The sequence below is a fragment of the Bradyrhizobium nanningense genome (genome assembly GCF_004114535.1).
GTDB lineage: Bacteria > Pseudomonadota > Alphaproteobacteria > Rhizobiales > Xanthobacteraceae > Bradyrhizobium > Bradyrhizobium nanningense.
In genome coordinates this window covers 17,674-38,392 of sequence record NZ_LBJC01000023.1, presented here as the reverse complement: position 1 = coordinate 38,392, position 20,719 = coordinate 17,674, and the positions used below count along the sequence as shown (strand labels likewise).

Genomic DNA, 20,719 nt, shown 5'->3' with positions numbered 1-20,719 from the left:
CGCTCACGCGCCGCGCGCGCGAGTAGTCAGAAAAAATCAACCTTAAAAATTAGGGTTAAGTGGCGCTTAAACATTTGCTGGCATCGTCCGCACCGTGAGTTTCCAGAACGTGAGGCCTGCGTATTTGCCTCACCGGCCATAAGGACGAAGCCAATGCGTAGCGTTAAGTCTCTCCTTGCCGCGGGTGCGGCAACCCTGATCTCGTCGATGGCGTTCGCCGCCGATATGCCGATCGCGGCGCCCCCTCCCATGTACGCGCCGCCGGCTCCGCCCGCAGACTTCGGCGGCTGGTATCTGCGCGGCGATATCGGCATGACCAACCAGAGCGCCAAGAGCATCGAGAGCGCCCTGCCAGCCGGGTATTCGAAGACGACGGAGGGCCTCGGTTTCGACTCTTCGCCGCTGTTCGATCTCGGCGTCGGCTATCGCTTCAACAACTGGTTCCGTGCGGACGTGATCGGCCAGTATCGCGGCAAGGCCAACCTCCATGGCGCCGACAACGTCATTGGGCCCGGCTTCGTCGGCTCCAATAACTACAGCGGCAGCAAGTCCGAATGGGTCGTCATGGCCAACGCCTATGTCGATCTCGGCACGTGGTGGTGCATCACCCCGTTCATCGGCGCCGGTGTCGGCGGCTCCTACAACAAGATCAGCGGCTTCCGCGACGACGGCGTGTCGTACACGGTGGGCAATACTCCGCCCTTGGCCAACAGCGTCGCTTACTTCGCCGACAACGGGAAGTGGAATTTTGCCTGGGCCGCGCATGCCGGTCTCGCCTACAAGGTCAATCCCGGCTTCACCGTCGAACTGGCGTACAGCTACATGAACCTCGGCGACGCCGCGCCCGGCAATTTCCGCTTGTTCGACAACAGCGCCTCGGGCCCGACCTCGATCAAGATCAAGGAGCTCACCTCGCACGACGTCAAGCTCGGCGTGCGCTGGGATCTCAACAGCCCGCCGGTCTACGCGCCGCCGCCGCTCGTCACCAAGGGCTGATCGGCAGCCTCATCGCCTAAACTTTCTTAACGGCGCGGGATCATCCCGCGCCGTTTTGCTTTGCGTATTTTTCATGGCGAGCGGCGACGAAGGCCTCCAACGCAACCATTGGTTAAGGTTAACGAGCCATGATCACGGGCGAAAAGTTCGAGTTCGATGGAGCGTTGCGATGCGTGGGCTTTTGTTGGCAGCGGTGATGTTGGGGACGGTGTCAGCCGCGCACGCGGCCGACATGCCGGATCTGCCGATCTTGCGCGGCAGCTTCACCGACGGCCTGACCAATGCCCGGCCAAACTGGCAGGGCTATTACGTCGGCGGCCAGGGTGACTACGGCAAGATCACCTCGAAGATCTCCTCCACCATCAACAGCGATATCCAGTCGACCTTCGTCACTCCGGGGCCGGCCTACAACTGGCAGCCGCTTGCAGCCGCGCAGAGCAGCACTGCCGGCTACGGCGTGTTTGCCGGATATAACGGGCAATGGGACGACGTGGTGCTCGGCATCGAGGCGAACTACATCCATGGCGGCTTCAAGTCGACCTCGAGCTCGACGGGACTGACCTTCGACAATACCAGTACCGTCGTTGCCACCACGAAGACATCCGCGGTCGTCGGCATCTCGGACTTCGGCTCGCTGCGCATGCGCGCCGGCTACGCCTGGGGATGCTTCCTGCCCTACGCCTTCTTCGGCGGCGGCCTCGGAAGCCAGACGGTCGACCGCTACGCCTCCGCTAGTCCGGCGTCGGTGCAGCCGCCGACGACGTCTGCAACCAAGACCAAGCTGGTCTACGGTTACTCTGCCGGCGCCGGCGTCGACGTCGTGCTGGTCGGCGGACTGTTCGCCCGCGCCGAATACGAATACCAGCGCGTGACGTCGGACATCGAATCGAACATCCACTCCGTCCGCGCCGGCCTCGGCTACAAGTTCTGACGCGACGTCGCCGCGCCGCGGTTGACAGCTCGGCGCCGTCCTGATGCTCTGCGCCAAACGCGGGGCGCGGCAGCGATGAAGGTCTACGGCGACAGCAATTCAGGAAACTGTCTGAAGGTGAAATGGGTCTGCGATCATCTCGCATTGCCCTATCAATGGATCGAGACCGACACGCGCAAGGGCGAGACGCGCACGCCGCAATTCCTGAAGATGAACGGCGCCGGCCAAGTGCCCACCGTCGCATTCGACGACGGCCGCACGCTGGCGCAGTCCAACGCCATCATCCGTTATCTCGCCCGCGACAGCGCGCTCGTTCCGCGCGACGCCTTTACGGCCGCGAAGATGGACGAATGGCTGTTCTGGGAACAGTACAGCCACGAGCCCTATATCGCGGTGTGCCGCTTCCTTCTCGTCTATCTCGGCAAGGACGCATCCGAGCTCGACCCCGACAAGGTCAAGCGCGGTTATGCGGCGCTCGACCGCATGGAGCAGCATCTTTCGGCCAGCCGATTCTTCGCCGGCGAAGCGGTATCGCTCGCCGACGTCTCGCTGCTCGCCTATACCCGCGTGGCGCACGAAGGCGGCTTCGACCTCGGCAAGTATGCTTCCGTCCGCCGCTGGATCGGCGAGGTCGAAGTGTCTCTCGGTCTTCCGCCGGCGCGCTGAGGCTGGAGTTCTCGACATGAGCACCCTCTCCATTCGTTGTGCGCGCCCCGACGACGTTCCCGCGATCGTGGCGATGCTGGCCGACGATCATCTCGGCCGCGCTCGCGAGCGCGTCGAGGATCCCTTGCCGGCCGCCTATTACGACGCGTTCGCGCGGGTCGAGCGCGATCCGAATCTCACGCTCGTGGTGGCCGAGAGCGAGGGCAGGGTGGTCGGCTGCCTGCAACTCGCGATCCTGCCGGGCATCAGCTCGCAAGGCGGCAGTCGCGGCCTGCTCGAAGACGTGCGCGTTGCCACTGATTGTCGCAGACGCGGCATCGGCGAGCAGTTGGTGCAATGGGCGGTGACGGAAGCAAAGGCGCGCGGCTGCAATCTGGTCGAATTGCTGACGCACCACACGCGAACCGACGCGCAGCGCTTCTACAAGCGGCTCGGATTCACAGCGAGTCACGTCGGTATGACTGTCCGCTTCTGAGGCAGCAAGAGCGTTTTCGAAAGTGGATACCTGTTCGCGTCAAGAAAACGCGTCAATCCACAAATCCACAGTCCCGTTGCGATTGTATCGGAATGGGGCTTTGGCCGCATGCGTTGCTTGATCAGCGGAATCGGATCGCACCTTCGTTCATCTTAAGGCCTGATAAACTACCCGTCCTTCGTTCATGTTCCCACAGGAACGAACGGTGCTACGTAGCGTCAGAAACCGGGCTCGGTCGGTTCGGGGATTTCGATGACAAGCTATTCCATGATCAAGGTCGGCAACGATTATGTCGTGCAGGCCAACGACAAATGCATTTTGAAAGTCGGCAGCCGCCGCCGGGCCGCGCAATTGATCAGCGAGGCCACGGACTTGCTGAACGCGCTCGCTGTCGTGGAATCCCCCGATATCGCAGCGGAAGCCCCTTCACTCCAGCGTGAGACGCCGGAACTGCCTTGACTGCTCTGCCCGATTCCCGTATCAGCCGCGGCGGGACACCTCCCCCCAACGGGAGGCTTACTATCTGGAAGGGTAGACGATGACTGTAGCGAAGCCCGCTTCGCGGCCGAACGTGCCGCATTTCTCCTCCGGCCCCTGTGCCAAGCGCCCCGGCTGGAATGCCCAAAATCTCAAGGACGCAGCGCTCGGCCGCTCGCATCGCGCGAAGGTCGGCAAGACCAAGCTCAAGCTCGCGATCGATCTGACGCGCGAAGTGCTCGAGGTGCCCGCCGATTACCGCATCGGCATCGTGCCGGCCTCCGATACCGGCGCGGTCGAGATGGCGCTGTGGTCGCTGCTCGGAGCAAAGCCCGTCACCACGCTCGCCTGGGAATCCTTCGGCGAAGGCTGGGTCAGCGACATCGTCAAGGAATTGAAGCTCAAGGACGTCACCAAGCTGAACGCAGCCTATGGTGAAATCCCCGATCTCTCCAAGGTCGATCCCAAGAGCGACGTCGTTTTCACCTGGAACGGCACCACCTCCGGCGTGCGCGTGCCGAACGCCGATTGGATCAGCGCGACCCGCGAAGGCCTGACCATCTGCGACGCGACGTCCGCAGCGTTTGCGCAGCCCCTCGACTGGCCCAAGCTCGACGTCGTCACCTTCTCCTGGCAGAAGGCGCTCGGCGGTGAAGCCGCGCACGGCATGCTGATCCTGTCGCCCCGCGCGGTGGAACGGCTCGAAACCTACAAACCGGCCTGGCCGCTGCCGAAGATCTTCCGCATGACCAAGGGCGGCAAGCTCAATGAGGGCATCTTCGTCGGCGAGACCATCAACACGCCGTCGATGCTCTGCGTCGAGGATTATCTCGACGCGCTGAACTGGGCCAAGTCGATCGGCGGCCTCAAGGCGTTGATCGCGCGTGCCGACGCCAACACCAAGGTGCTCGCCGATTGGAAGGCGAAGACGCCCTGGATCGACTTCCTGGCCAAGGATGCTTCGATCCGGTCCAACACCTCGGTGTGCCTCAAGTTCACCGATCCCGCGATCACCTCGCTCTCGGACGACGCGCAGGCCGACTTCTCCAAGAAGCTGGTCGCGTTGGTCGAGAAGGAAGGCGCCGGCTACGACTTCGCCTATTACCGCGATGCGCCGGCCGGCCTGCGCATCTGGTGCGGCGCCACCGTCGAAGCAAGGGACGTCGAGCTGCTGACGCAGTGGATCGACTGGGCCTTCGCCGAGACCAAGGCAGCGCTCGCCAAGGCGGCGTAGCTGTTTTCTTCGCCTTTCCCCGTTCTTACGGGGAGAGGCCGGGTCGCTCTCGGCAATGCGCAGCATCGTCCGATGCGATCCGGGTGAGAGGCTCTCTCCACGAGCACCTCGCCTGTGGCTGCCCTCACCCCAACCCTCTCCCCGTAAGAACGGGGCGAGGGAGAGCAAAGAGCTTCCGCGCAATTCCTCGTTCCGGCCCGCGGGCCGATCCTCCCTTAGGGACGGTGAAGGACACATCCCATGACCAAGCCCAAAGTTCTCATTTCCGACGCGCTCTCTCCGGCCGCCGTTCAGATCTTCAAAGACCGCGGCGTCGAGGTCGACTTCCAGCCCAATCTCGGCAAGGACAAGGACAAGCTCGCCGAGATCATCGGCAATTACGACGGCCTTGCGATCCGCTCGGCGACCAAGGCGACCGCCAAGATCCTGGAGAAGGCGACCAATCTCAAGGTGATCGGCCGCGCCGGCATCGGCGTCGACAACGTCGAGATTCCCGCGGCCACGGCCAAGGGAATCATCGTGATGAACACCCCGTTCGGCAATTCGATCACGACCGCCGAGCACGCCATCACCCTGATGTTGGCGCTCGCCCGCGAGATTCCGCAGGCCGATGCTTCGACCCAGGCCGGCAAGTGGGAGAAGAACCGCTTCATGGGTGTCGAGATCACCGGCAAGGTGCTGGGCGTCGTCGGCTGCGGCAATATCGGCTCGATCGTCGCCGATCGCGCGCTCGGCCTGCGCATGAAGGTGATCGCGTTCGATCCGTTCCTGTCGCCGGAGCGCGCCAAGGACATCGGCGTCGAGAAGGTCGAGCTCGACGACCTGCTCAAGCGCGCCGACTTCATCACGCTGCATACGCCGCTGACCGAGAAGACGAAGAACATCATCGACGCGGCCGCGATCGCCAAGATGAAGAAGGGCGTGCGCCTGATCAACTGCGCCCGCGGCGGTCTCGTCGACGAGCAGGCGGTGGTCGATGCGCTCAATTCCAAGCACATCGCCGGCGCCGCCTTCGACGTCTTCGTCGAGGAGCCCGCGGCCAAGAACGTGCTGTTCGGTCATCCCAACGTGATCTGCACGCCGCATCTCGGCGCCTCCACCACCGAAGCGCAGGAGAACGTCGCGCTGCAGGTCGCCGAGCAGATGTCGGATTACCTGCTCACCGGCGCGATCTCGAACGCGGTCAACTTCCCCTCGATCACGGCGGAAGAAGCGCCGAAGCTGAAGCCGTTCATTGCGCTCGCCGAGAAGCTCGGCTCGTTTGCCGGCCAGCTCACCGAGAGCGGCATCCTCAAGGTCGAGATCACCTATGAGGGCCACGTCGCCGAAATGAAGATCAAGGCGATCACCTCGGCCGTGCTGTCGGGCCTGCTGCGCCCGATGCTGGGCGAGGTCAACGTGGTGTCGGCGCCCGTCGTCGCCAAGGAGCGCGGCATGGTGGTGGACGAGATCGTGCGCGCCGCCCAGAGCGACTACGAAAGCCTGATCACCGTCACGGTGGCGACGGAGCGCCAGGAGCGCTCGGTCTCCGGCACTGTGTACCATGACGGCAAGCCGCGATTGGTCGACGTCAAGGGCATCCGCGTCGACGCCGAGTTCGGCAAGTCGATGATCTACGTGACCAACGAGGACAAGCCGGGCTTCATCGGCCAGTTCGCGAGCCTGCTCGGCGATGCCAAGATCAACATCGCCACCTTCCATCTCGGCCGCGTCGCGCCCGGCAGCGATGCCATCGCTCTGGTCGAGGTCGACGGCGCGGTGCCGGCGGACCTGCTTGCCAAGGTGCAGGCGCTGCCGCAGGTCAAGCAGGCCAAGGCGCTGACGTTCTAGCTGTTGTCATTCCGGGGCTCGCGGAGCGAGAACCCGGAATCTCGAGATTCCGGGTTCGGCTCTGCGAGCCGCCCCGGAATGACGAAGAACATATATTCCGACCCGCGGAACAACGCCGCCCTCCTTCGCGGGAGGCGGCGTTTTTGTTTTCCGTGCCCGTCAAACTTTGTGTACCAATGGCGCCCAGGACGCTTCGTACCAATCGTTCGACAAGGGAGAAACACATGCGTGAAGCCGTCATCGTTTCCTATGCGCGCACGGGCCTCGCAAAATCCGGCCGCGGCGGGTTCAATATCACGCCGCCGATGTCGCTCGCGGCCCACGCCATCAAGCACGCGGTGGACCGCGCCGGCGTCGACAAGGACTATGTCGAGGATTGCTATCTCGGCAATTGCGCCCATGGCGCGCCGAACATCGGCCGCCAGGCCGCGCTGCTCGCCGGCCTGCCGAAGACCACGGCCGGCGTCTCGGTGAACCGCTTCTGCTCCTCGGGGCTGCAGACCATCGCGATGGCCGCCAACTCGATCCGCTCCGACGGTGCCGACTGCATCGTCGCCGGCGGCGTCGAGAGCATCTCGATTCCCGGCGGCGGCTCGCCGAAGGAATCGATCGACCCTGAATTGCTCAAGGTCGCGCCTGACATCTTCATGGCGATGATCGACACCGCCGACATCGTCGCCGAGCGCTACAAGCTCAGCCGCGAATACCAGGACGAGTTCTCGCTGGAATCGCAGCGCCGCATGGCCGCCGCCCAGCAGGCGAACAAGTTCAAGGACGAGATCGTCCCGATGAAGACCAAGATGAAGGTCGTCGACAAGCAGACCAAGGCCGAGAGCATCGTCGACTACGTCGTCGATCGCGACGAGTGCAACCGGCCCGAGACCACGATGGAAGGTCTCGCCAAGCTGGAGCCGGTAAAGGGGCCCGGCAAGTTCGTCACCGCCGGCAATGCCAGCCAGCTCTCCGACGGCGCCGCCGCTGTGGTGCTGATGGAAGCCAAGGACGCCGAGAAGCGCGGCCTGAAGCCGCTCGGCCGCTTCGTCGCCTGGGCGACCGCCGGCTGTGAGCCCGACGAGATGGGCATCGGCCCGGTGTTCGCAATTCCGAAGCTGCTCAAGCGCACCGGCCTGAAGATCGACGACATCGACCTGTGGGAGCTCAACGAGGCCTTCGCCAGCCAGTGCCTGTATTGCCGTGACCAGCTCGGCATCGATCCCGCCAAGTACAACGTCAATGGCGGCTCGATCGCGATCGGCCACCCCTTCGGCATGACCGGCGCCCGTCTCACCGGCCATCTGCTGCAGGAAGGCGCCCGCCGCAAGGCCAAGTGGGGCGTCGTCACCATGTGCATCGGCGGCGGCCAGGGCGGCGCCGGCCTGTTCGAGATCTACAGCTGATCCGGACCGTCACGGTCACTTGAAGACAGCCAGGCACGGCGCCACCGGCGCCGTGCTTTTTTTATTGGCCATGCGCGTGTATCTCACCGTGCATAAGGTGCCGTCACAACGTTTCGTTGGGACCCCCGTACCTCTCGTGTGGCGGGTATCGTGCATAAGCACGTATTCCTACGTGTCCGCAAATTAACGGAAGTTTCCTCGCCTTGAGGTTTCATAAACCGCATCAGCCACAACCAATTTTGAAGCCCAGATGCGATTTTTTTCTCTCCGGCTCACGCACAAGATCACCGCGATCGGCGTCATTGGCGTCATCGGTGTCGTCCTCATCGGCGGCATTCATCTCTACGGCGAGAGGGCGATGGCGGTCTATCGCGACGCCGCCGACGACGCGCGCACCGTGTTCGAGCTCAACAACAGGATCGCGGTCGAGCTGCTGGAGGCGCGCCGCGCCGAAAAAGATTTCCTGCTGCGCAGCGACCCGGCCAAAGCGCAGCGTCAGGTGGAGATCAGCAGGCAGGTGGCGCTCGACATCGAGACGCTGCGCGGCAGGATCGCAGCCCTCGGCAAGCCCGAGCTGGTGCAAAAGATCGACGCGATGAATGCAGCGCTGAAGACCTACCAGGCGCACTTCGCCGCGGTGGTCGAGGAACGGCGGCGGCTCGGCCTCGACGAAAAATCCGGCCTTGAGGGGCGCCTGCGCGGTTCCGTCCACGGCATCGAGAGCGAGGTCGACCAGCTTCTGAATTCCCAGCTCAAGGTGATCATGCTGATGATGCGCCGGCACGAGAAGGATTTCATGCTGCGTCGCGATGCCAGATATGGCGACGACATGAAGAAGCGCGCCGCGGAATTCGCGGGCAGCCTCGATGCTGCCGCCATCCCCGACAACGCGAAGACCGAGCTGCGCCAGAAGCTCGCTGACTATCAGCGCGACTTCGTCGCCTGGATGGAGACCGCGCTGAAGCTTGCGATCGAGTTGAAGGCCATGTCCGAAGCCTTCGCCGCGGTCGAGCCCGTGATCGAGCAGGTCTCGAAATCGGTCGACCAGATCCGCATCGAGGGAGACCGGCTGAACGAGGCCGAGCGCGCCAGCATCCAGTTCTGGATCGGCGTCGCGATCGCGCTGATCGCATCAAGCGTGCTCGGCCTCGGCATCTTCATCGGCCGCTCGGTCTCGAGGCCTTTGACCGCGATGCGCGCGGCGATGATCCAGCTCGCCAACGGCAATTTCGCCATCGTGCTGCCCGGGCTCGGCCGTCCCGACGAGATCGGCGAGATCGCGCAAGCCGTCGAGACGTTCAAGGTCAATGCCGAGCGGAAGGCGAAGGAGGAGGCGGACGAGAAGATCAGGCAGGACAAGCTCGCCGCCGAGCGCCGCCGCGCCGACATGATCCGCATGGCCGACGATTTCGAAGGCTCGGTCGGCGAGATCGTCGAGACCGTGTCGTCCGCCGCCAACGAGCTCGAAGCCTCGGCCACGTCTCTGACCACGACAGCCAGCCGCTCGAGCGAGCTTGCCACGCTGGTCGAGGCGGCGTCCGAAGAGGCCGCGACCAACGTTCAGTCGGTGGCGTCCGCGGCGGAGGAGCTCACCGCCTCCGTCAACGAGATCAGTCGCCAGGTGCAGGCCTCCGCGCGCATGGCCGGCGAGGCCGTCAGCCAGGCCGGGCAGACCAACGACCGCGTCAGCGAATTGTCGAAGGCGGCCGCGCGCATCGGCGACGTGGTCGAGCTCATCAACGCCATCGCGGGCCAGACCAACCTGTTGGCGCTGAATGCCACCATCGAGGCGGCGCGCGCCGGCGAAGCGGGGCGCGGCTTTGCCGTGGTGGCGTCGGAAGTGAAGGCCCTGGCCGAGCAGACCGCGAAGGCGACCGGCGACATCGGTCAGCAGATCTCGAGCATCCAGGTCGCGACGCAAGACTCCGTCGGCGCCATCAAGACCATTGGTGGCACCATCGAGCGGCTGTCCGAAATCTCCTCCACCATCGCGGCCGCGGTGGAAGAGCAAGGCGCGGCGACCAGCGAGATCTCGCGCAACGTCCAGAACGCCGCCGCCGGCACCACGCAGGTCAGCGCCAACATCTCAAGCGTGCGCCAGGGCGCGACCGAGACCGGATCTGCCTCCTCGCAGGTGCTGTCCGCGGCACAATCCCTGTCGAACGACAGCAACCGGCTGAAGATCGAGGTCAGCAGGTTCCTGGAGACGGTGCGCGCGGCGTGAGGTAAGGCGGCGAACCGGCAATAGAGTAAATGGATCGTCCCGCGCGCGGGGTGAGGGCTCTCTCCTCTAGGGGAACACCCTCTCCCCGCCCCTCTCCCGCAAACGGGAGAGGCAGAACACCCTAAGCCCCCGCCAGCGCCGGTGCGAACACCACTTCGATCAGCGTGCCGTGGCCCGCGCTCTTGATGTTGAAGCGGGCGCGGTTGGCTTCGACCAGGGCCTTGGTCAGCGACAGGTTCAGCGCCGCACTGTCCGCGGCATCGCCCGGCGGCGGGGTGCGGAACGGCTCCATCGCGGCGGCGACTTCGCGCTCGGAAAGGCCATGGCCGGTGTCGCGGATGCGCAAGGCAATCTCGCCGCGGTCGGTCACGGCGGTGGAGACGATGACCTGGCCGCCGGCACTGGCGAGCCGGATCGAGTTCGAGATCAGGTTCATGGTGATCTGCCGCATCGCGCGCGCATCCACATTCACCTGCGGCAGCGCATGCGCGAGCGAGGTGCGGATGATGATGCGCTCGCGATTGGCCTGCGGCTGCATCACCGTCACGCAGGCTTCGACGAGGTCGTTGAGGTTGAGGTTGGCGAAGCTGAGGTCGAGCTTGCCGGTCTCGATCCGCGACAGCTCCAGCAAATCGTCGATGATCGCGATGACACGCTCGCCGGAGGCGCGGATGTCCTTCATGTATTCGCCGTAGCGCTCGTTGCCGAGCGTGCCGAAGCGCTCGGAGATCATCACCTCGGCAAAGCCGATGATGGCGTTGAGCGGCGTGCGGATCTCGTGGCTGATCCGCGCCAGCATGTCGGCCTTGGCGTTGGCGGCACTGTGGACGAGGCGGCGGGCCTGCGTCAGCTCGCTCTCGCCCTTCTTCGCGTGAGAGAGATCGCGGAATACGGCGAAGAAGTTCGGCCCGTCGGGCCGCGTGCGGCCCATGATCATCGCGAGCGGAATGACGCCGCCCTTCTTCTCGCGCCCCAGCACCTCGCGGCCGTGATCGAGCAGGCTCGCAATGTCCTGGCTCTTGAGGCTTTCGAGATAGTCGACGACGATCTGCTGGCTCTCGGGCGCGAACAGCGTCAGCAAATTCTGCTCCAGCAGCGCCGTGCCGTCATAGCCGAACAGCGCCTCCGCGCTGCGGTTGCAGGCGTGGATGTTGCCTTCGGCATCGAACATGACGATGCCCTCGGCCGTGGTGTCGAGGATCGCCGCGAGATCCTCGGCCTCGGCTTCGCCGACCGCAGGATCGAGTTCGTCAGGGCAGGACTCCGAGACAATGGTCTCGGCGACAACAATCTCTTCGACAGCCGTCTCTTCGATGGCGGCTGCCGGCTGCGGCAGCGCGCAGATCAGCGCATGCGCGCTCTCGCCGTCCCAGTCGATCGTGTGCAGATGCGCTACGGTGGTCGGAAGCGGCGCTTCGCCGTTCGCGACCGTGGCGCTGATCGTGACAGGCGTGCCGGCTTGCGAGGTGCTGCTCGCCGAGGACACGCCGGGCTCGACATAGAGCGCATCCAGCCCGCCGGCATCCTCCAGGGCATGGATGTCGGCATAGCCCATGCGCGCGAGAAACGCCGGGTTGGCGTAGAGCAGGCGGTCGAGCCGATAGATCAGGATGCCCGTCGGCAACAGGTCGAGCAACGTGCGGTCGCGCGCGCTGGCGCCGCGTGGCGGCGGCGCGGGCTCGGTCAGCCATTCGGCCGCAGCTTGCGGCGCGGGCTCCGGCGGTTCAGTCGCGATCTCCGCCACGGGCTCGGACGCGTCCGCGATCGCCTCGCGCTCGCGCTCCAAGCGTTCGGACAATTGCCGCGCGAGCTCGTTGAATGCGCTGTTCTCGATCGGCGTCAGCGTCGGCGAGCGCGCATCGCCGGGCGGGCGGAACGGCACGACATTGGGCGGGGTTTCCAAGGAAGTCTCGACAGGCGTTTCCACTGATATGTCCGGATCTGTTGGATGTGAATTCGCGTCGCTGGTGGGTTCGGGTCGTTCGGGTTCGGCTGTCGGCTCAGGCTCGGGCGGGGCGATCGCCGGAGGCGGCGCCTCTGCCACCGGCTCGGGCTCAGCGATCGCCTCGTGCTCCGGCTCGACCGCATCGGCGGCCAGGCCGTGCTGCGTCGGCGGCTCAGCGAACAGCTCGAAGCGCCTGAGCGCATCGAGCCGGTTGAGGCCGTCGAGATCGCGGCAGACGCCAAAGCCCTTGAAGCCCGCGAAATTGCGCGCGGCATCGTAAATCGGCAGGCCCGCGAGCTCGACCGGCAGAAGCGCGCCGCCGTCGGTCGGCCAGTTCAAGGTGATGCCGGCCCAGGTGTCGTGGCTTGCCAGTGCCTGCGCGACGCGGCCATCGGGATCGAGCGAGAATGCCTCAGTGATCTCGTGCCAGGGACGGCCGAAGCCGCTAGCCGTGCGCGCGCCGATCAAGCGGATGAATTCGTCGGAGAGCAGCACAAAGCGGCCCTCTGCATCCGTCTGCCAGAGGAAGCGCAGCGGATGCTGACGCGGTGCGGGCGGCTCTTGGCCCGACGATGCGTGGCTCGATGGCGGCTCGACCATGCCGACACTGATCGGCGCAGCCTGCGGCGACACGATGGCTTGAAGCGGGTTTTCAACCGGAGTCTTTGGCGCGATGCCGGCGGCCTCGTCGGCCGCCTCATGCGCCGGGTTTCCACCGGTCTGTTCGACCGCGTCCTCGACCGTTGCAATGTCCTGCGCTTCGGGCGCGATCGTCTCATTTGCCGTGGGCGCCTCGATCGGCTCGGCGAACGCATCGAACAGGGAGATCCCGGCCGATACGTCCTGCGATGGCGGCGGCTCGCTCGGCATGGTCGCGGCGGCTTGCGCGGGTTCAACCGGCGGCTCGCTCGCATGATCCGCCGTCCGCACAGGCCCGGCAGGCATATGCTCGGAAGGCATATGCTCGGAAGGCATATGCTCGGAAGGCATATGCTCGGAAGGCTTGGCCTGCGCGGCGGCGGCCGGCTCGATCAGCGCGACCAGGCCGACATCGGCGCCTCGGCCGACCCGTTGCAGCACCATCTGGCCGATCCCGATCGGCGTCTCGGCGCGGCCTTCGCGCAGCGCATCGCTGCGCGCCCGTTCGAGCCCGGCCTCGCCGAGATCGCGGAAGCCGAGCAGGGCGCGGGCAGCGTCGCTGGCGCCGACGAACAGGCCGTCGGGCGCGAACGCCGCCATCGGCATTTTCGCGCCTTCGACCAGGCGATGCAGCCGCTCGATCAGCGGCATGCTCCGCAGCGTCGGGTCCATCGCGGTGACGAGCACAGCGTGGCTGCCGTCGGCAAAGGCGAGCCGGGCGCAGGCGCAGGTCATCAGCGTGCCGAGCTTTGCGCCGAAGCCGCGCAGACGTTCGAGCCGCACGGCGCCGTTGGCCGGCAGCTGGCGCGCGAGCCTGATCACCTGGCGGCGATGGGGGTCGGCAGGGCCGAACACCTTGTCCGCGAGCGCCGCGCTATGCGCCGCGCCGAACAATCTTGCGCCGACCGGATTGGCCCACAGCACGCGCGCGCCGTCGATCGACCACAGCCAGGCCGGCAGAGGAGAGGTCGCATGCACCGCCAGCCGCGGATCGCCCACACCTCGCAACTGGAAATCCGAACTCGTCATCCGACCGGCTTTAGTCTCACGCTTGACGCTGGCGGCTGCCGGGAATGACAGCCTTAAGAAAGGGTTAGTATCGCGCGCGCTCGCACGCAGGTCCACGGCTCCGGTGCTTCGGAGGTAATCCAAAGCCGCGATAACCTTAATCCCGCCACCCCCGCAAGCCGCCGCCCGGTTGCATCCAAGGGGATTCGGGGGAGGCGGCGGCATAGCAGCGTAATGAGTCTCGACGCGCGCTCCGAGAAAGGTCCGTTCCCTCCCCCCTTGCGGGGGAGGGTTAGGGGAGAGGGGTAGCCCAGCAAGCGGTGCCGATTGTCCACCGTTCCTCAACCCCCGGTTCCCCCTTACCGGAACCTCATCCTCCCCGAAATTAAATTTGCGCAACGCACCCTCGCGGCGCGTTGCGCTGCACAATATTGACATGATAAGCAGCAATAGTGCTGGGCGCTGGGCGAGCCATCTCGTTTGTTTCGCGTTTCCAGTCTTCGTTCCCGCCAACAAGAAGGCCCCGGTTGGCCGGCGGGCGCGCCAGAAGGCTCACTCCATTTTTTCATTATCGTGAGGGACGACCATGACAGGTGCGACTGATCCGTTTTCTGCCTCGATCATTCCGTTCGAGGTCCCCGAGCAGATGCGTGCGTTCGCCGAAAAGGGCGTGTCGCAGGCCCGCGAAAACTACGCCAAGTTCAAGGACGCGGCCGAGACCCACAACGGCACCGTCGAGGCCGTGTTCACCTCGGCCTCCAAGGGCGCGAGCGAGTACAATGCCAAGCTGGTGGAGTTCATGAAGGCCAACACCAGCGCTCATCTGGACTTCGCCCAGGAGCTGTTCAGCGTGAAGTCGCCATCGGACGCGTTCGCGCTGTGGACCAACCATTCCCGCAAGCAGCTCGAGACCTTCCAGTCCCAGGCCAAGGAGCTGGCCGAGATCGGCCAGCGCATCGCCGCCGAGACCGTCGAGCCGATCAAGGCCAGCGCCTCGAAGTACCTTCCGTCCGCCGCCTGAGCGTTCAGGTCGGTTTGAGTTCGAGAAACCCGGGCCGAAAGGCCCGGGTTTTTTCTTCGCCTCTCCCGCTTGCGCATGTGGGAATCAAGGAAGGTCGTCATGCCCGGGCTTGTCCCGGGCATCCACGTTCTTGGCGCCGGCCGAAAGCGTGGATGGCCGGGACAAAGCCCGGCCATGACGATGTGGAAGCTTGAGCGCCCTAAGAGCCAGGGGTCATACGCGGTGCCCTGCCGCAAGCGGAAGAGGGGCAGCGCAACACCTTGATGCCCGCCAACCCGCCCGATTTCCCCACACTGACGGTGATTTCCGCAAGTTTTTCACCCCATTGCGGCCTTGCCAAACCGGGCCGTTGCACCTAGTTTCCGCCCCGTCCAGCCCCCTCGGCGATGAGCCTTTTCAGGCACCCTTCAGGGCGGCTCACAAGGATGCAGTTGTAGCTCAGTTGGTTAGAGCGCCTGTCTGTGGAACAGGAGGTCGGTGGTTCGAGCCCACCCAACTGTACCAGTTTGATCAATAGTTTAGCGAAAATCCACAAATCTGATTTTGTTAAAGCTACCACCACGGCGACGAGTAGCGCGCGCTTAAGTTTGAGATTAAGTTTGAGATACGCGCTAGTTTTAGTGCGCGCCCAAAGCAAAAGCGGTGCATAAACTCTTTACAGAATCTTCGGTAGCTCTACTGTTCGCATATCGCGAAGGGACAATCTGTCTTATTCCGCAAAGACAAACGGCCCGAAGGGTTGCCCCAACGAGCCGTTTGCTGGTCCCGTCAGGTTACTGACGTGGATCGCCACGGGCGAGCGGAGCCGGATCGGACTTGGCAGTTGACCGGCTCTGCCGCCACAATTGCAAATCGGGATTGCCGACTCGCGCTAGGACTCTCAGGGAGAAAGATCCCGGTTTCAAGGGATTGAGAGCAGTTCCCCACGATTTGCCCGGGAAAAGTGAGCGGGCGCTGGATGATCGACAGATCGCCTATGGCCGGATCAGACGCATCGCTGTGGCCCGTAGTCGTCGGTGGGCTTTTGACCCTAGCGGGCACCGCTGCCGGTTCGGTGGTGACGATCATTCGCGAGATCGCGCAACATCGCCGCGAGGCAAAGAAGCGCCGCGCGGACAAGCTCGAAGAATTAGTGGCCGCGATTTATGATTTCGATCACTGGCTTGATGGTATTCAAAGTCGCCGTGCTTATGGGGAGCAGGACGTTCCAGTAACAGTTTCGCCGTTTGCCAAGCTGCAAGCCATCACGTCGATCTATTTCCCGCGCTTCTCGATAATGGTCGCGGAATTAGATATCGCCGCAAGTCAGCGACAGGTTTGGATATCCCAAGCCGCGGGCAAGAGGCTCGACAACGACATCGCTAATCTAAACATTGGTCAAAGCGAGGCGTACAGGCCCTATGCGGAAGAACGTGAGGCCCTGCTTGCTGCGCTCGGGAAGTTCGCTCGCGAAGAACTGCAATAGGTTCCGATCGCCCTCCGGCTCCGGCCTCGAATTCCGGAATTTTCTACGTCCTGCCGGAAGAGATATAGCCAAAGGTCCGCGAGCGAATTTTGGGCCCACCCCCGGGGATTACGGTGATAGTGCACTAAACTCCCTGCCCGGCGCCTGATATCCGAGCGCTCCTCAAGATCGATGTAGTGCCCCCAGCCCGCCAATCCCCGCGCTCACTCCTGCCGCCGCGCTGCCACAAGCAGCATCATTGGCCGTTCCAGCTCTTGCTCGAGCGCCGGGTTGTCCCTTATTTGTTGCGCCGACGGGGCGAATTCGTCGACGGCTTCGATGGTGAACCCGGCTCGGATCAACGCGCCGAGCGTCGTTCCGATCTTGCGGTGATACTTCACCACATCTTTCGCGAACCAATCGGTGCGGCGCTCCCCTTCGATCGCATAGCGATTGACGGGCCATGTCTTGCGTCCGTCCTCGTCCTCGATCCAGTTGGGATGGTCGGCAGCCATGAAGATCGGATGCTCGATCGAGAAGACGAGGTGGCTGCCCGGCGTGAGTGAGCGATGGATCATGCGCGTGAGCCGGTCGAAGTCGCTGATATAGTGGAAGGTCAGCGAGCTGAAAGCGAAATCGAAGGACGCTTCGGGAAGCTCGATCATCTCGAGGTCCGCAATTCGATAGGTGATCGCGGAATCCGTGGTGGTCTGACGCGCCCGGGCGATCATGCTCTCGGAGAGGTCGATGCCCAGAACCTGAATGGCGCCATTCTCACGCAGCCAGCGTGAAACCCAGCCGAACCCGCAGCCGAGGTCGATCGCGCGCCGGCCGGCGACGTCGGGAAACATGCCGCGCAACGCGGGCCATTCGGGTGCGCCGGCAAGGCCGTGCACCTGGCGTGGAAGCTGGCTGTAACCTGAAAAGAAATCGGGATTGTCGTAGATGTTCTGTGCCATGACACGCTCCGTCCAGCATGGTGGTCTGTCACACGCATGCGGCAGAATTACTTCACGCCTCCCGCCACCACCCACACCACCACCGGCAACGTCACCGCCGCCAGCAGCGTGCCCAGCGCCACCGCGCCCGACACCGGGTTCACCAGCCGCTGATACTGCACCGCGAAGATGTAGGCATTCGCGCCGGTCGGCATCGCCGCGAACAGCACGATGATGCCCGCTGGAATCGGCGGCAGGTCGAGCAGGCTTGCCAGCACGAACGCCGCGGCCGGCATCGCCGCTAGCTTCAGCGCGCACATCACCAGAATGCTCAGCTTCTCGCCCTTCACCTCGAAGCGGAAGAGGTTGATGCCGAGCGCGATCAGCGCTGTCGGCGAGCCCGCTTGGGCCAGGAGCTCGATGGTCCGGTCGATGACGGGGGTGAGACCGAGGCCGGTGAAGCGCCAGATGACGCCGGAGCCGATTGCCAGCATCAAGGGGTTGCGCGCGAGGTCGGCGAGCACGGGGCGGATCACCGAAAGCGCCGAGCCGGTGCGCTTGCGGCTGACCAGCTCCATCTGCAGGATGCCGCAGAGCCAGAGCAGCGGCGTGTTCACCGACAGGATCAGCGCCATCGGGCCCGCCGCCTCGTTGCCGAGCGCGGAGAGCACGAGGGGAATGCCGAGCATCACGATGTTGCCGTACACCGAGCCGATCGCGAACACGACGCCGTCTTCGCGATCTTCGTGCCGCGCGCGCAGGAGGGCCGAGATCGCTAGCGCCGCGATCCAGGTCAGCGCCAGCGCGCCGTAATAGGCGCCCCACATCCGCCAGGGGCTGACGTCGGGGAACTCCGAGACCACGATGGTTCGGAACAGCAGCGCGGGGATCGCGATGCTGAAGGCGAACTCGCTGATGCCCTTGTGCGCGCTCTCCGAGACGAAGCGAAACAGCACCGCGGCATAGCCGGCCGCGATCAGCGCAAACACCGGCGCGACGATCAGGAGCGTGGCCATGCGCGCTTAAGACCCCAGCCCGATGATCCGGCGTGCCATGCGCACATTGGCATAGTCAATCATCTTGCCGTCCAGCGTCACCGCGCCCTGGCCTTGCGCCTCCGCCTGCTCCATGGCCTCGACGATGCGCCGCGCCTCTTCCAGCTCCTGCTCCGACGGCATGAACGCGCGCAGCGTCGGCTCGATCTGATCGGGGTGGATGACCTGCTTGCCGTCAAAGCCCATCGCCGCGGCCTTTTGCGCGCTGCTTTCGGTCAGCCTGGCGTCGCGGAACGCGCCGCAGGGGCCGTCGATGGCGATGAGGCCGTGCGCGCGGGCGGCCACCAGCAGGCGCATCATCGGGTAGGCGAACAGGTCGAGCGGGGCGGAAGCGTAATCGCTCTGTGCCGATCCGACATGGCGATAGCCGTCCGGTGAGACGCCGATGTCGGAGGAGCGGGCGCCGATCGACGCCGCGAAATCGCCGACGCCGAGATGCAGCGCGGCGACGCTGTCGTGGCAGGCGGCGAGCGCGTCGACATTGACGAGGCCGAGCGCGGTCTCGATCAGCAATTCCAGCGCGACCGGCGCGGCGCGATCGGGCCCGGCGGCGCGTAGCTGATCGGCAATCGCAACGATGTCGCTCGTGCGCTCGGCCTTCGGCACGATCAAAGCATCCAGCCGGGGAAGCGCCGCCAGCGCGCGGATCTCTTCGGTGATGAACGGGCTGTCGACGGCGTTGATCCGCACGGTGACGCGCTTGTTGCCCCAGTCGAACGAGGCGAGGGATTGCACGGCCTCGCCAAGGGCAACGCTCTTCTCGGACGGCGGCACCGCATCCTCGAGATCCATGAACACCGCATCCGCCATTGAGGCCGCAGCCTTGGCGACGAGACGGGCGCGATGCGCGGGGACGGCGAGGTAGGCCCGCATTGGCCGCTGCTGCGCCATCGTCATGCGTCCTTCGCCAGACCGAGTTCACCGAGGATGGCCTGATTATGCTGTCCCACTTCCGGCACCGGATCCATCCGCGGCGAGAGGCCGGGAATGGTCAGCGCCGGCAGGAAGCTCATCACCGGCCCGCGTGGCGATCCGACGCTCTGCACCCGCGAGCGCGCATGCAGCTGCTCGTGCGCCAGGAAGGCCTCGACCGAATTCAGATGCGCGTTGGCGACCCCGGCCTCATCCAGCAGCCGCAACACCTCCTCGCCGGTCATGGCGGCAAAACGCTGCTCGATATGCGTCTGCAGCTCGTCGCGGTTCTGCATCCGCAGCGGATTGGTGCGGAAGCGCAGGTCGTCGGCGAAGCCGGCGTCGCCGAGCACGATGCGGCACAGCGACCGCCATTCCCGGTCGTTCTGGATGCCGAAGAAGATGGTGTTGCCGTCGCCGACCCGGAACGGGCCGTAGGGCGCGATCGTCGCGTGCCTGGCGCCGGTGCGCGGCAGCGGCCGGCCGGTGCTGTGTGTGTAGAAGGCGGGATAGCTCATCCAGTCGGTGATGGAATCGAACAGCGAGGCCTGGAAGGCGGTGCCCTTGCCGGTCCGCTCGCGGCGGTACAGCGCCATCAAGACGCCGTTGAGGATATACATGCCGGTGGCGATATCGACCACGGACAGCCCGACCTTGGCCGGCTCCGCCTCGGTGCCGTTGATGGCGAGCACGCCGGCCTCGCACTGGACCAGGAGATCATAGGCCTTCTTGTCGCTGTAGGGGCCGCCCGTGCCATAGCCCGAGACGTCGCAGGCGATGAGGCGCGGATATTTGTGCAGCAGCGATGCGGCATCGAGGCCGAGCCGCTCCGCCGCGCCCGGCGCGAGGTTCTGGATGAACACGTCGGCCTGCGGCAGCAGGGCGTCGAGCACCTTGCGGCCGTCCTCGCTCTTGATGTCGATGGCGAGGCTTTCCTTGGAGCGGTTGGTCCAGACGAACTGGCTCGACAGGCCGTTCATCACGTGGTCGTAGTCCCGGCAGAAATCCCCGGTGCCCGGCCGCTCGATCTTGATCACCCGCGCGCCCCAATCGGCCAGGTGACGGCTGGCCAGCGGGGCCGCGATCGCCTGCTCGAGCGAGACCACCGTGACGCCCGACAGCGGCAGCTCCGCTTCATTCCCCTCCATGCGATCGTCCTCCTCGCGTGCGCTTTTCGACCAGCGCAGGAGACAAGCCGGCCACCCCACGCGCATCTTCTTGGATGTGACATGATGCCCCTGTTTTGCCCGACAAGTCAAACCCGGTTTCGCTAAATCCTAAGACATGAAATGACACGGGATTACCGAGACTTGGCTACTGTGCATGGGGTTGTTTTCGCGTTTTTGCGCTGGAGGTCGGCTTGGGCCGGGCTGGCCTCCCTGTTGCCCACAGGGGCATCGCATATGAGAGCGATCTTGTCCGCGGCCATCCTTCGAGACGCCCGCCGTTGGCGGGCCCTCAGGATGTGGACCGGGGGCGCGGCACTGGTTTCAACGGGCACTCATGCCGCTTAGCCTCATCCTGAGG

The 20,719-nt window shown here is 64.8% G+C and carries 16 protein-coding genes and 1 tRNA gene; 12 read left to right on the top strand and 5 right to left on the bottom strand.

The genetic code is table 11. From position 1 onward, the window contains the following. Positions 1–153 precede the first annotated feature (153 nt). The 9 genes from XH84_RS16270 (at position 154) to XH84_RS16230 (ending at position 10,230) form a co-directional block, all read left to right on the top strand. Positions 154–996 (top strand): outer membrane protein, encoded by an 843-nt coding sequence (locus XH84_RS16270; RefSeq protein WP_128921500.1) that lies wholly within the window; start codon positions 154–156, stop codon positions 994–996. A gap of 169 nt (positions 997–1,165) precedes the next feature. Continuing rightward, positions 1,166–1,927: an outer membrane protein gene (locus tag XH84_RS16265; protein ID WP_206734173.1), complete on the top strand. Its 762-nt coding sequence runs from the start codon at positions 1,166–1,168 to the stop codon at positions 1,925–1,927. 75 nt (positions 1,928–2,002) lie between these two features. Then, the gene (locus XH84_RS16260; protein WP_128921499.1) at positions 2,003–2,593 is read left to right on the top strand and encodes a glutathione S-transferase family protein; all 591 of its coding nucleotides are present in this window, start codon (positions 2,003–2,005) and stop codon (positions 2,591–2,593) included. 16 nt (positions 2,594–2,609) lie between these two features. After that, positions 2,610–3,068, top strand: coding sequence for a GNAT family N-acetyltransferase (locus XH84_RS16255; RefSeq protein ID WP_128921498.1), 459 nt, complete (start codon positions 2,610–2,612; stop codon positions 3,066–3,068). A 267-nt stretch (positions 3,069–3,335) separates the two neighbouring features. Further along, the gene (locus XH84_RS16250; RefSeq protein ID WP_245471757.1) at positions 3,336–3,527 is read left to right on the top strand and encodes a hypothetical protein; all 192 of its coding nucleotides are present in this window, start codon (positions 3,336–3,338) and stop codon (positions 3,525–3,527) included. 79 nt (positions 3,528–3,606) lie between these two features. Next, entirely contained in the window at positions 3,607–4,779 is a 1,173-nt protein-coding gene (locus tag XH84_RS16245) for a phosphoserine transaminase (RefSeq protein WP_128921496.1), read from the top strand. A gap of 240 nt (positions 4,780–5,019) precedes the next feature. Further along, positions 5,020–6,609 (top strand): phosphoglycerate dehydrogenase, encoded by a 1,590-nt coding sequence (serA, locus tag XH84_RS16240; protein ID WP_128921495.1) that lies wholly within the window; start codon positions 5,020–5,022, stop codon positions 6,607–6,609. Between the two features lie 224 nt (positions 6,610–6,833). Continuing rightward, positions 6,834–8,006, top strand: a complete 1,173-nt coding sequence (locus tag XH84_RS16235) for a thiolase family protein (protein WP_128921494.1) — start codon at positions 6,834–6,836, stop codon at positions 8,004–8,006. A gap of 250 nt (positions 8,007–8,256) precedes the next feature. Then, positions 8,257–10,230, top strand: a complete 1,974-nt coding sequence (locus tag XH84_RS16230; RefSeq protein WP_128921493.1) for a methyl-accepting chemotaxis protein — start codon at positions 8,257–8,259, stop codon at positions 10,228–10,230. Positions 10,231–10,351: 121 nt separating this feature from the next. On the opposite strand, the gene XH84_RS16225 is transcribed toward XH84_RS16230, so the two are convergent. After that, positions 10,352–13,843 carry a PAS domain-containing sensor histidine kinase gene (locus XH84_RS16225; protein WP_128921492.1) on the bottom strand — a complete coding sequence of 1,164 codons (3,492 nt, stop codon included), beginning with the start codon at positions 13,841–13,843 and terminating at the stop codon, positions 10,352–10,354. 565 nt (positions 13,844–14,408) lie between these two features. On the opposite strand from XH84_RS16225, the gene XH84_RS16220 reads away from it, so the two are divergent. The 3 genes from XH84_RS16220 to XH84_RS16210 all read left to right on the top strand — a co-directional run bounded on the left by XH84_RS16220 (position 14,409) and on the right by XH84_RS16210 (position 16,308). Further along, positions 14,409–14,843 carry a phasin gene (locus tag XH84_RS16220; protein WP_128921491.1) on the top strand — a complete coding sequence of 145 codons (435 nt, stop codon included), beginning with the start codon at positions 14,409–14,411 and terminating at the stop codon, positions 14,841–14,843. 427 nt (positions 14,844–15,270) lie between these two features. Then, a tRNA-His gene (locus XH84_RS16215) sits at positions 15,271–15,347 on the top strand. A 454-nt stretch (positions 15,348–15,801) separates the two neighbouring features. Further along, the gene (locus tag XH84_RS16210) at positions 15,802–16,308 is read left to right on the top strand and encodes a hypothetical protein (RefSeq protein WP_128921490.1); all 507 of its coding nucleotides are present in this window, start codon (positions 15,802–15,804) and stop codon (positions 16,306–16,308) included. A gap of 203 nt (positions 16,309–16,511) precedes the next feature. Here the strand turns inward: XH84_RS16210 and XH84_RS16205 are convergent, their stop codons facing one another. From XH84_RS16205 to XH84_RS16190, 4 genes are read right to left on the bottom strand one after another with little or no spacing between them, the layout of a single operon-like run. Then, positions 16,512–17,246 (bottom strand): class I SAM-dependent methyltransferase, encoded by a 735-nt coding sequence (locus tag XH84_RS16205; RefSeq protein WP_128921489.1) that lies wholly within the window; start codon positions 17,244–17,246, stop codon positions 16,512–16,514. 47 nt (positions 17,247–17,293) lie between these two features. Beyond that, entirely contained in the window at positions 17,294–18,241 is a 948-nt protein-coding gene (locus XH84_RS16200; RefSeq protein WP_128921488.1) for an AEC family transporter, read from the bottom strand. Positions 18,242–18,247: 6 nt separating this feature from the next. After that, positions 18,248–19,177, bottom strand: a complete 930-nt coding sequence (locus XH84_RS16195) for an HpcH/HpaI aldolase/citrate lyase family protein (RefSeq protein ID WP_245471756.1) — start codon at positions 19,175–19,177, stop codon at positions 18,248–18,250. Further along, a complete protein-coding gene (locus tag XH84_RS16190; RefSeq protein WP_128921487.1) occupies positions 19,174–20,340 on the bottom strand; it encodes a CaiB/BaiF CoA transferase family protein in 1,167 nt (388 codons plus the stop codon). Before XH84_RS16190 ends, XH84_RS16195 begins: the two co-directional genes overlap by 4 nt. Between the last annotated feature and the right edge of the window lie 379 nt (positions 20,341–20,719).